This window comes from Streptomyces griseorubiginosus, assembly GCF_017614965.1.
GTDB lineage: Bacteria > Actinomycetota > Actinomycetes > Streptomycetales > Streptomycetaceae > Streptomyces > Streptomyces griseorubiginosus_B.
In genome coordinates, this window is sequence record NZ_WVUG01000285.1 from 1 (window position 1) to 11,569 (window position 11,569).

Genomic DNA, 11,569 nt, shown 5'->3' on the forward strand with positions numbered 1-11,569 from the left:
GAGACAGGCCTTCGGGGGTGGGGGGTGCGTATGGTGGTAGATCGTTTGATCCCATTGCCCGGCGCCATTGCAGAGAGCGCCGCGTGGCGCGTTCTCTCCCTTGCCGTGGCTGACCGCATAGAGGCGGTCGTATTGCGAAATCACGGAGTTGACGGGCGCGTGCCGACGAGACTCCGGAAGGTTTCGCTTACGCATGTCCATTTCCAGTACTGATCACGTCGTCGTGCCCGAGAACGAGGGCACCGAGGACGCTGTCGAGGTCACCTTCGCGGACCTCGGTCTCCCCGAGGGCGTGGTGCGCAAGCTCGCCCAGAACGGCGTGACCACCCCCTTCCCGATCCAGGCCGCGACCATCCCGGACGCGCTGGCGGGCAAGGACATCCTCGGCCGTGGCCGTACCGGCTCCGGCAAGACGCTGTCGTTCGGTCTGCCGACCCTGGCCACGCTGGCCGGCGGTCACACCCAGAAGCACAAGCCGCGCGCGGTCATCCTCACGCCGACGCGTGAGCTCGCCATGCAGGTGGCGGACGCCCTGCAGCCGTACGGCGACGTCCTCGGCCTGAAGATGAAGGTCGTCTGCGGCGGTACGTCGATGGGCAACCAGATCTACGCCCTGGAGCGCGGCGTCGACATCCTCGTCGCCACGCCGGGCCGGCTGCGCGACATCATCAACCGCGGTGCCTGCTCCCTGGAGGACGTGCAGATCGCCGTTCTCGACGAGGCCGACCAGATGTCCGACCTGGGCTTCCTGCCCGAGGTGACGGAACTGCTCGACCAGGTTCCGGCGGGCGGTCAGCGGATGCTGTTCTCCGCGACCATGGAGAACGAGATCAAGACCCTCGTCGACCGCTACCTGAACAACCCGGTCAGCCACGAGGTCGACGCCGCCCAGGGCGCCGTCACCACGATGTCGCACCACATCCTGATCGTGAAGCCCAAGGACAAGGCGCCGGTCACGGCCGCGATCGCCTCCCGCAAGGGCCGCACCATCATCTTCGTCCGCACCCAGCTGGGCGCCGACCGCGTGGCGGAGCAGTTGCGCGATGCGGGCGTGAAGGCGGACGCGCTGCACGGCGGCATGACGCAGGGCGCGCGGACCCGGACGCTGGCTGACTTCAAGGACGGGTACGTCAACGTCCTCGTCGCCACCGATGTCGCCGCCCGCGGCATCCACGTCGACGGTATCGACCTCGTCCTGAACGTCGATCCGGCCGGTGACCACAAGGACTACCTGCACCGCGCCGGCCGTACCGCCCGTGCGGGCCGCACCGGCACGGTCGTCTCGCTGTCCCTGCCGCACCAGCGCCGGCAGATCTTCCGGCTGATGGAGGACGCGGGCGTGGACGCCGGGCGTCACATCATCAACTCCGGTACGGCCTTCGAGCCCGAGGTCGCCGAGATCACCGGCGCCCGTTCGATGACCGAGGTCCAGTCCGAGTCCGCGGCCAACGCGGCTCAGCAGGCCGAGCGTGAGGTCGCTCACCTCACCAAGCAGCTGGAGCGGGCGCAGCGCCGGGCGAGCGAGTTGCGCGAGGAGGCCGACCGGCTGGTGGCCCGGGTCGCCCGCGAGCGCGGGGAGGACCCGCAGGTGGCGGTGGCCGAGGCGCAGGCCGCGGTCGCCGAGGCTGCCGTGGAGGCGGCCGAGGTGTCCGTGCCCGAGCAGCCGGCCGCGCAGGACGTGGAGCGTACGGAGGCCGCGCCGTCGTACGAGCGTCGTGAGCGTCGGGACAACGACCGTGGCGGTTTCCGCCGCGACGACCGCCGTGATGACCGCCGTGATGACCGGGGTGGCCGTTCCTTCGAGCGTCGTGACGACCGTGGTGGCCGTGGGTTCGAGCGCCGGGACAACGACCGTGGCGGTTTCCGCCGCGACGACCGTCGTGATGACCGCCGTGACGACCGTGGTGGCCGTTCCTTCGAGCGTCGTGACGACCGTGGCGGGCGTGGGTTCGAGCGCCGGGACAACGACCGTGGTGGCTTCCGCCGCGACGACCGTCGTGACGACCGGGGTGGCCGTTCCTTCGACCGCCGTGACGACCGTGGTGGCCGTGGGTTCGAGCGTCGCGACAACGACCGTGGCGGATTCCGCCGTGACGACCGTCCGGCCGGCCGTTCCTTCGAGCGCCGGGACGAGCGTGGCGGTCACCGTGGCAGCGACCGTCCCTTCAACCGTGACCGCCGTGACGACCGTCCGGGCTTCCGCACCGGCGGCCACGACCGCCCGTACGGCCGCCGTGACGACCACCGCGGCACCGGCTCCTTCGGCCGCCGTGACGACAAGCCGCGCTGGAAGCGCAACGGCTGACCTCAACCGGCTGTGAACGCCGTGGCCCCCGTCGAAACCGACGGGGGCCACGGCGTTTTTGGTGTTCCGTTCTGCTCGGTGGGGTTGGAAAAGCTTTTACCCGGCCCTGAACTCCCTGTAGGGTCAAGGGACTTGTGAGGCGAATGTGACGGCCGGGGGGCCTGGGCACCGGACATCGGGTGCGTGCGCTTCGCCGCTTCTTCGGGGAGGGTCTCCTTGACTCGTCATGGCTTCGCACGTCTGCGTCTGGTCGCCGCCTCGGCGGTGGTGGCGGCTTGTCTGAGCCCGCTGCTGCCGTCGTCGGCTGTCGCGGACACCGCGCGGGAGACGGTGGTACCGGCCCCCCTGCGCGGCACGTACACCTCGGGCACGCTGTGGAGCGCGTCGACGTACAGCGGTCACGACGCGGCCGGCCCGCAGGGCGTCTTCCACACGCTGGAGGGGGCCGGGCTGGTGTGGACGCGGTATGCGGACGGTACGTCTGTGCCGGTGCCCCTGCCGGGTGACGGTGTGGTGAGCGGCGGGTCCGGCGGTGACGTCACGGTGAGCCGATTCCCGGACGGCCGGGTGCAGTTGTGGAACGCGGTGGACGGGACCACCCGGACCCTGCGGAGACCGGCGGGTCTGAGCGCGCTCACCGGCTACCGGGACCTGGCGGTCGCCTTCCGCAACGTCACGGACGAGAACGGCCAGAGCCGGCGCGAGATGCATCTGTTGCTTCCCGGCGCCGACGGCGGCACCCGGGACGTGCCGGTGACCGGTGTGCCGGCCGGGGTGAACCTGGGCATGCCGGTGGGCGGGGACGCGGACGGGCTGCTCTTCCACGGCTCGAAGGGCGGCCAGTACCTGTCGGTGATGGTCGACCGGCACACGGGCGAGGTGCGGGACATGACCCCGCTGCGGTCCAAGGTCTATCTCAAGGCGCAGGTCACCACCCGCCATGTGGTGTTGTTCAACCCCAGCGACGAGAACGTCCTGGTCTTCGATCGCGCCGACCTCTCGGCGCCCCCTGTCGAGGTCACGCTCGCGGGGAGCGGGGTCAACTCGGTGGACGGCCTGGCGGTCGTGGGTGACTGGCTGGTGCACCGGCCCAGCGGCGGTACGGCGGTGTACGCGAGGGCGATCGCGGGCGGCCCGCAGGTGACTTTGCTGACCGCCTCGGGCTACGGCGTCTCGGCCGTTTCCGACGGCACGGCGGTCGCGGTGGGCCGTACCGGGGCCGCCACGGACGACTGGGGGGTGCAGCGGTTCGTCGCCGGTGCGGACGGCAGGCCGACCGTCAGCCTGGTCAAGCCGCTGCCGAAGCCGCCGGTCGCGATCCAGGGGCTGTCGCTGGATCAGGGGCGGCTGGTGGAGGCGGACGAGAGCTACTCCGGTGGCCGCGACACCTACGGCCGTACCGTCGCCGCGAGCGGCACGCCCACGTACGGCGCGCGTTCGAACTATGACGGCACGGACGTGTTGCTGGGTGTCTGTTCCGCGAAGGACGTCGGCTGTTCCCAGCTGTTCGGTACGGCCGCGGGCCGGACCGTGTGGCTCGCGCGCGGCGCCGGCGGTGACGCCGACGCGGTCGTCGACCTGCTGCGCGCGGACGGTCCGGGCAACTCCCTGTGGGAGCACGACGTCCCGGTCGGCGGGCGGATCACCGACGTGTCCGGCGAGTACGTCCTCTACACCACCGACACTCAGCAGTACGTCTACAGGATCGGCGATTCCGCGGCGGCCGCGGTCACCCGCGCTCCGGGCGCCGCGGCCCTCTCGGGCGATCTGCTGTGGACGGCGAGTTCCACGACGCCCGGACAGGTCAGTGCCTACGACCTGTCGACGAAGCGGACCGTCGAGACGCTCATCCTGGACACCGCGGGCTGCGCGCCCGGCGAACTCCAGGCCAACGGCCGTTACCTGTACTGGAACTGCGGTGGCACGACGGCCGCGGTGTACGACCGTACGGCGAGGAGGTCCGTACCCGTGCCGGCCGGTGAGGCGAAGCTCGGCGACGGGTATGTCGTCACGCACGACAAGGCGGCCGGGAAGCTGGTGCTGACCACGGTCGCCGACGGGCACCCGGCCGGGCGGATCATGGGGGAACTGCCCGACACCGGTGTTTCGCAGCGGGACGTGCGCTGGACCGTCGACGAGTCCGGGGCGAACGCGGCCTACGTGGACGCCGAGCACCGTATCCACCTCGTGCCGTCCGGGGTGCCCCAGCAGCCCTTGCGGCTGCTGGCTCCCGCGCGGAACGCGGCGTCGGTCGCCCCGGCGCCGGTCGACACGACTCCGGACACCCTCACCACGCTGCTGCTGTCGAAGCCGGTGTCCGGGTGGCGGCTGACGGTGCGGTCGAAGGCGACCGGGAAAGTCGTGGACACGGCTCAGAGCGGGCGTGAGGAGCGCGGGACGGTCTCGGTCGGCTGGTTCGGCATGGACCGCAGCATGCCGGGGGACGTGCCGCTGCCGAACGGGGCGTACACATGGACGTTGTCCGTGACGCCCGCCGACGGGGCGGGCGCGCCGCTTGTGGTGACCGGTTCGGTGCGGATCGCGACCGGATCACCGGTGCGTCGCGACCATGTCGGCGCGGACGGTGTCGGCGACCTGCTGACCCTCGACTCCTCGGGCGCGCTGGCCTTCCAACGGGGCACCGGCCAGGGCGGTTTCGCCGGGAAGGTCTCCGGGAGCGGCTGGCCGGTGAAGACGCTCGCGGTGCCGTTCGGCGACCTGGACAACGACCGCTGCAACGAGGTCCTGGTGCGCACGCCCGGCGGCGCGCTGCGCGCCTTCAAGCCCGCCTGCGGTTCCGCCCTCACCCCGTCGACGCACTACACGACCCTCGGGACGAGCGGCTGGAACCAGTACGACGTCCTCACCTTCCCCGGCGACCTCACCAAGGACGGCCGTCCCGACCTGGTCGCCCGCAACGGTTCGACCGGCGCGCTGTACCTCTACAAGGGCACGGGCGCGGGCAAGCTGTCCGCGCGCGTGAAGCTGTCCGGTGACTGGCGCGGCTACAAGAAGGTCGTCGGCGCCGGTGACCTGAACGGCGACGGGATCGGGGACCTGCTGGCGCAGGACAGGGCGAACACCCTGTACCGCTACTACGGCAAGGGCAACGGCACGTTCGGTGCGCGGGCCAAGCTGTTCGCGAACTGGGGCGGCTCGTACAACGCGATCGTCGGCGTCGGTGACATCACCGGTGACGGCAAGGCGGATCTGGTGGAGCGGGACGCGGCGGGGACCGTATACAGGAATGCCGGTGACGGGAGGGGATCCTTCGGCGCCCGGGTGAAGATCACCTCCGGCTGGAAGGCGTACAAGGGCATTTTTTAGCCATGCCGTAACGCGAGTGGTGCATGTCACACCCCCGGCGAGGGAATCGCTGGGGGCATGACAGATGACGCCATAGCGAGCGGGCAGTCGGGCCCGTCCCTCTCGGGGCTGTCCGACGAAGAACGGCTTGCCCAGCTCGGTTACACGCAGGTCCTGGCCCGCCGCATGTCGGCGTTCTCCAACTACGCGGTCTCCTTCACGATCATCTCGGTCCTGTCGGGCTGCCTCACCCTGTATCTGTTCGGCATGAACACGGGCGGCCCCGCGGTGATCACCTGGGGCTGGGTCGCGGTGGGTCTGATGACCCTGTTCGTCGGGTTGTCCATGGCCGAGATCTGTTCGGCCTACCCGACCTCCGCCGGCCTGTACTTCTGGGCCCACCGTCTCGCGCCGCCCCGCTCGGCCGCCGCCTGGGCGTGGTTCACGGGCTGGTTCAACGTGCTGGGGCAGGTGGCGGTGACGGCCGGCATCGACTTCGGCGCCGCGTCCTTCCTCGGCGCCTATCTGAACCTGCAGTTCGACTTCGAGGTGACACCGGGCCGGACGGTCCTGCTCTTCGCCGGGATCCTGCTCCTGCACGGCCTGCTGAACACCTTCGGCGTGAAGATCGTCGCCCTGCTCAACGACATCAGCGTGTGGTGGCACGTGCTGGGCGTCGGGGTGATCGTCGGCGCGCTGGCCTTCGTACCGGACCACCACCAGTCGGCGTCCTTCGTGTTCACCAAGTTCGTGAACAACACGGGCTGGGGCAGTGGGGTCTACGTGGTGCTGCTGGGTCTGCTGATGGCCCAGTACACCTTCACCGGCTACGACGCCTCGGCCCATATGACGGAGGAGACCCACGACGCGTCGACGGCGGGCCCGAAGGGCATCGTGCGGTCGATCTGGACGTCGTGGATCGCGGGCTTCGTCCTGCTCCTCGGCTTCACCTTCGCCATCCAGTCGTACGACAAGGAGCTGGCGTCCCCGACGGGCGCGCCGCCGGCCCAGATCCTGCTGGACGCGCTCGGCGCGACGGCCGGCAAGCTCCTGCTGCTGGTCGTGATCGGCGCCCAGCTGTTCTGCGGGATGGCGTCCGTGACGGCCAACAGCCGCATGATCTACGCCTTCTCGCGCGACGGCGCGCTCCCCTTCTCCCGCGTCTGGCACACCGTCAGCCCGCGCACCCGCACCCCCGTGGCGGCGGTGTGGCTGGCGGCGGTCGGCGCGCTGCTCCTCGGCCTGCCGTACCTGATCAACGTCACGGCGTACGCGGCGGTGACGTCGATCGCCGTGATCGGCCTCTACATCGCGTACGTCGTGCCGACATTGCTGCGGGTGCGCAAGGGCGAGGCGTTCGAGCGGGGGCCATGGCATCTGGGGCGCTGGTCGCAGCCGATCGGCGTGATCTCGGTGGCCTGGGTCGTCGTCATCACGGTCCTCTTCATGCTGCCGCAGGTCTCGCCGGTCACCTGGGAGACGTTCAACTACGCCCCGGTCGCCGTCCTGGTCGTCCTCGGCTTCGCGGCGGCGTGGTGGGGGGCGTCGGCCCGGCACTGGTTCCTCAACCCCGAGCACGCCCGCACCCGGGCCCGCGAGGCGGCCCGCTCGGCCGCCCCCGAAAAGGTTGATCCGTAACACTCCCGGCATGTCCACCCGCCCGACGCGGCCGTGTCACCGATACCCGATCGGAGACACGGCCACGTCCGGCTATGCTCGTGGAGGCAACATCGCCGGGGCCCTTAGCTCAATTGGCAGAGCAGTGGACTTTTAATCCATTGGTTGTGGGTTCGAGTCCCACAGGGCCTACCGAACAGGTCACCAGGAAACCCTCCTGACCTGCGACGCGGTGCCCCGGTCGACTTCGGTCGTCCGGGGCGCCGCCGTATGTGGTCGCCTGCCGACCGGATGATCGATCCCCGGGTCAGCACGAGAAGGGCGCGTCCGGTGAATTGGCCCAGAGGGTGAGGAACGACCACGTCTGTGCTCCGACACGGCCGTCGACCGTGATGTCGGCGCACTGCTGGAAGTCCATGACCGTGGTCTGGGTGACGCGGCCGAAACTGCCGTCCTCGTCGATACCGGCATCGATGGCGTTGTTCAGATAGCACTGCAGCTGAGCGACGGCCGGCCCCGAGGAACCCAGGTGGAGAAGGGGCCGGCTGATGGAGTCGTTGCACACGTCGTCCGGTCCCTGAGCCAGGACGGTTCCTGGCCGGGACACAGTGTGGGCAGCCGCCGGGGTGGCCGCTGCGGGTGACTTCTCATGGGGTGCTGCGGCGGCCGGGCCTGCGAAGAGGGCGATCGGGAGCAGGAGGGCCGCAGCGGCGCCGAGTGCGCGTCGCATCCTCATCACCTCCAGGGAGGGTGAGCCCACTTCTCATCCTGCGCTCCTGCCTCAGGTGTTGCATCTCGGGTGGGCCGGCCGACGGCTTCCTCCGGAGGGCTGGACGGTCACTTCCAGTGCAGTGACTTGGCGACTGCTTCGAACAGATCGACCATGGCGTCGGCGAACATGTCCAAGGACGTCGAGAACGTGAGCAGCAGGACGGCCTGGGTGTTCGGCACGGCCACCGCGTAGTCGACGACGGTCACGGGCAGTCGGTTGCCGGTCGAGTCGTCGGTGTCCGGAATCCTGCGAGTGCGTCGCACGGTCGCCGGCCCGGCGAAGGGGAGCAGGACATCGGCGACCTGCTGCGACCGGCCCGTTGCCTTGAGCCGGGCGTCCTCACCGGCTGGGGCGACGGTGACGAGGAGGGAGGAGGACAGGGGAACCGGGCCGACGGTGGCGGTCGAGATGTAGAGCTCCACGCCGCCGTTGTCGTAACCCTCCTCCGCGCGAGCGCGCACAGCCTTGGTGAATTCCCTCTTGAGCAGTACGGCGTCGTCCTGGCCGTCGAAGACCCGATCGGCAAGCGCTCGAATGGGACCCTTCCAGTCGGCGGGTTCGAGCGGAATCCTGAACCAGCCGTCCGGGACGACGAGGCCGTAGTCACTCGGCGGGACGATTTCTCCGTCTGTGAGGTCGTCGGCGACGGTGTCCGGCACTTCTCAGCCTTCCTTGATCTCGGCGAGCTCCAGCGACTCGGCCAGCGTCCGCGACAGCTCCAGCAGGGCTTCGCCGAAGACGAGGTTCGTCCACGACATGCGGAAGACAAGGATGTTGTCGACCTGTGGTGGAAGCACCGCGTAGGTGACCGTCTCCATCATGGTCCTCTTCCTGAAGAGCGATCCGGTCTCGACGGAGAGGAGTTCCTGGACGCGCACGCCCGGACCGGCCGGCAGGTTCACCTCGCTCACGCTGCGGCGCTCGGGGGACGAGGGCAGAACGTCGGCCAGGAGATCCGGGAGGCGATCCAGGGAGCGGTATCCGTCGCCGTCGTAGTCGTGGACCTCGTAGACGGCGGTCAACGCCTTGGCGGCGTCGATCACATAGGCGTAGGCGAAGGTGGGGTCGCCCAGTTCGGCCGTGGCCGCCACGCGCTCCAACGTCGATGCCAGTGCGCGCAGCTCGCTCCGTGGGGCATCAGCACCAAGGTGGTTGCGGGCAGCTTGCTTGGACCACGGCCCGAACTCCGTGCCCTCACCGACAGGAAGTCTGATGCAGCCGTCGGGCTCGGAGATCAGACACTGCCACGCCACGTCGTCGCTCACTCGGAATTCCTTCTGGCCGTCACGATCCCACTGTCCAAGCGGTCTTCCACTGGTTGTACGGATTGTTCCATTCCGTGAGGCCGTGGAGCTTGTCGTTGCCGTCGACGACGGTGGCCGCGACGGTGTAACCGAGCCACCTCTGTCCGGCGGAGCGCACATAGTCGGTGAACTTCACGCCGCCCATGCTTTCGAACTTGCCGAGGATCGGGACCTCTTCGAGAGCCTTGCTGGACTCGACCCACTCCGGATTGCCGAAGGGCCGGGCCCCCCTCCAGGCATCCCTGCCGAACAGTTTCCCGACATCCTTGAAGTCCTTGAGCCCCTTCACCGCGTCCACCGTGTCCCTGGAGACAACTTTGGGATTCAGGACATGCTGGAACTCCCGGAGCTTTCCGAAGGCGCCGGGCAGGTCACCCGCCAGCCTCCTCGAGGCTTCTTCGGCAGCCTGGTTGGCGACTTTGGTGGCCTTGCCCTTCAAGGTGTTGGCGGCTTTCGCCGATCTACCGGTCAGCGAGTTGGCGGCGAGGAAGTCAGCACGGGCCGAGCGGCTCGCGGTCTGTACGCCCCGAACGCCCGCGGCGGCCGCCTTGCCCGCGCTCAGCGCCGCCCGCCCCAGCCCGAGCGTGAGCAGCGCCACTCCGTCCAGGACCAGGTCGGCGATGCTCGCGTCTCCCGAGAAGACCAGTACCAGGTGGCAGGCGAGAGACACCACCGTGGCCAGCAGAGCGATCGCGTCAAGCACACCGGCCAGCGCCCAGCCGATCACCGGGATCCAGCCCACCAGCAGCGAGGCGAGGGCGCAGGCCGTCGCCACCCAGCCGGCGATGTCGGCGATATTCTTGAGCGCGCCCTTCACGTTCTCCCAGGTGGAGTCCTTGAGCTTGTCGTGATCGATGAGCGCTTCCAGGGCACGTGCCGCCTTCTCCCCGGCCCGGTTGCGAGCATTCTTGGCAGCGTGCACCCGCTTGACGGCGTCCGCGATACGTCCGTCGGCCTCGTCCCGCTTCGTGGCCAGATCGTGTTTCTTCTGCTCGTAGTCCTCCGCGGACTTGTCCAGAGCAGCGAGCGACTTTTCGAGTCGGTCACGCTCTTCGCGGTCACGTTCGGCGTCGTTGCGGGCTTTGTCCGCCGCCTGTTGGGAGGAAGCCAGGACCGAGGCGTACTTCTCGTCCGGCAGGTCCGTCTGCTCGCCCAGAAGGTCGGCAGCCGTCTCGAAGCGGTCCAGGACCTTCTTCAGCCGTCCGACGGCCCCGTCCGCCGCCTTGCGAAACTCGTCGGCCGCGTCGCTCTGCCAGCCGTCGACGCCGCACAGGGCCTCGATGTTTCCCGTCTGCTTCCTGATGGTCTCCGCCACCGAGCGGAACCGCCGTCCCAGCTTCGCCACGGCCTCGGGGTCACCGGACACCGGGTCGGAGTCCAGCTCGACTGGCGACCAGTCCTTCGGTCGGGACATCATCCACCTTGCTTCTGGGGCTGCTTCTCCTGCTTGCGGACCGCGTTGGCGAGGTCGGTGTCCATCTGCTCGTATGCCCTGGCCGCGGCCTTCGTGATCCCAGCGAGCTTGTTCAGCTCTCCTTCGAGCTTCCCGCGCTTGTAGTCCCAGTTGTTCGCGAAGTCGTCGAGCCGGTCGGTGAGTTCCTCATGGCCGATGACCTCTCGGCTCCAGCCTTGCTTGTCCTTGTCGTCGAGCCGTTCCAGCTCTTCGACGATCTTCGTGATCCCCCTGGAAACGCTCTTGAGTACGTCGAGATCGTCGATGCGGGTCCTGTCGCCCATGTCACCTCCCACGGCCGAGACACCCGGCCGACGCATCACTCACCTGTTGACGGACTGGATCTCCCTGCACGACAACATCCTGGGTGGTCCCGAAGCTGCCGTCGGGCAGGTCTCCGCCCGCGGTTTCCGTGCCTGCCCAGCGGATCGTCCAGCAGGTCACGGCGGGCTCCTGGTGAGGCGTGTGATGTTGAGGAGGGCAGCGATCACGGTAGCCGGGAGATCCCTGAGCGCACCAGTTGGCCACTGCACGGGTCGGCTATCAAGTCCCCTCCGTCACGCGGCCCTTCTGCTGCTCGTGCGGAGCATCGCCTTCCAGGAGCGTGTTCTCTTGAACGGGTTTTCGAAGTAGCGGGCGAAGAGCCAGGCCGTCAGGAGGGAGAGGGGGACGCTCAGGGCGAGGGTGAGGAGGAAGGTGGGGACGCCCGACGGGACGACGTGGGGGGCGAGCTTTCGGATCACCACCATCACGATCGGGAGGTGGATCAGGTAGAGGCTGTAGGAGAAGTCGCCGAGGGCCCGGATCGGGCG

At 69.0% G+C, this 11,569-nt stretch carries 9 protein-coding genes and 1 tRNA gene; 4 read left to right on the forward strand and 6 right to left on the reverse strand.

Annotated elements, in window-relative coordinates:
* The first annotated feature begins 193 nt into the window (after positions 1-193).
* The 4 genes from GRC12_RS35175 (at position 194) to GRC12_RS35190 (ending at position 7,420) form a co-directional block, all read left to right on the forward strand.
* Positions 194-2,305 carry a DEAD/DEAH box helicase gene (locus GRC12_RS35175; protein WP_208784026.1) on the forward strand — a complete coding sequence of 704 codons (2,112 nt, stop codon included), beginning with the start codon at positions 194-196 and terminating at the stop codon, positions 2,303-2,305.
* A 216-nt stretch (positions 2,306-2,521) separates the two neighbouring features.
* The gene (locus tag GRC12_RS35180; protein ID WP_208784028.1) at positions 2,522-5,632 is read left to right on the forward strand and encodes an FG-GAP repeat domain-containing protein; all 3,111 of its coding nucleotides are present in this window, start codon (positions 2,522-2,524) and stop codon (positions 5,630-5,632) included.
* A 57-nt stretch (positions 5,633-5,689) separates the two neighbouring features.
* Complete coding sequence (locus GRC12_RS35185; protein WP_208784029.1) at positions 5,690-7,249, forward strand: amino acid permease; 1,560 nt, start codon at positions 5,690-5,692, stop codon at positions 7,247-7,249.
* A 98-nt stretch (positions 7,250-7,347) separates the two neighbouring features.
* Positions 7,348-7,420 (forward strand) — tRNA-Lys (locus tag GRC12_RS35190).
* A 115-nt stretch (positions 7,421-7,535) separates the two neighbouring features.
* Here the strand turns inward: GRC12_RS35190 and GRC12_RS35195 are convergent.
* The 6 genes from GRC12_RS35195 to GRC12_RS35220 all read right to left on the reverse strand — a co-directional run.
* On the reverse strand, positions 7,536-7,958 hold the full coding sequence (locus tag GRC12_RS35195) for a peptidoglycan-binding domain-containing protein (protein ID WP_208784030.1): 423 nt from the start codon (positions 7,956-7,958) through the stop codon (positions 7,536-7,538).
* 107 nt (positions 7,959-8,065) lie between these two features.
* Positions 8,066-8,659, reverse strand: a complete 594-nt coding sequence (locus GRC12_RS35200; RefSeq protein WP_208784031.1) for a hypothetical protein — start codon at positions 8,657-8,659, stop codon at positions 8,066-8,068.
* Between the two features lie 3 nt (positions 8,660-8,662).
* Complete coding sequence (locus tag GRC12_RS35205; RefSeq protein WP_208784032.1) at positions 8,663-9,265, reverse strand: hypothetical protein; 603 nt, start codon at positions 9,263-9,265, stop codon at positions 8,663-8,665.
* 19 nt (positions 9,266-9,284) lie between these two features.
* Positions 9,285-10,718 (reverse strand): WXG100 family type VII secretion target, encoded by a 1,434-nt coding sequence (locus GRC12_RS35210; protein ID WP_208784033.1) that lies wholly within the window; start codon positions 10,716-10,718, stop codon positions 9,285-9,287.
* Complete coding sequence (locus GRC12_RS35215; RefSeq protein WP_208784035.1) at positions 10,718-11,041, reverse strand: hypothetical protein; 324 nt, start codon at positions 11,039-11,041, stop codon at positions 10,718-10,720. The genes GRC12_RS35210 and GRC12_RS35215 overlap by 1 nt, the downstream gene beginning before the upstream one ends.
* Positions 11,042-11,314: 273 nt before the next feature.
* Positions 11,315-11,569, reverse strand: a 255-nt coding sequence (locus GRC12_RS35220) for an acyltransferase family protein (protein ID WP_208784037.1), incomplete at its 5' end; no start/stop codon positions are given.

Bases quoted from the DNA above. Each gene is read 5' to 3' on its own strand.
- GRC12_RS35195 (WP_208784030.1), bottom strand. From the start codon at position 7,958: ATGCGACGCGCACTCGGCGCCGCTGCGGCCCTCCTGCTCCCGATCGCC.
- GRC12_RS35210 (WP_208784033.1), bottom strand. From the start codon at position 10,718: ATGTCCCGACCGAAGGACTGGTCGCCAGTCGAGCTGGACTCCGACCCG.
- GRC12_RS35185 (WP_208784029.1), top strand. From the start codon at position 5,690: ATGACAGATGACGCCATAGCGAGCGGGCAGTCGGGCCCGTCCCTCTCG.
- GRC12_RS35215 (WP_208784035.1), bottom strand. From the start codon at position 11,041: ATGGGCGACAGGACCCGCATCGACGATCTCGACGTACTCAAGAGCGTT.
- GRC12_RS35175 (WP_208784026.1), top strand. From the start codon at position 194: ATGTCCATTTCCAGTACTGATCACGTCGTCGTGCCCGAGAACGAGGGC.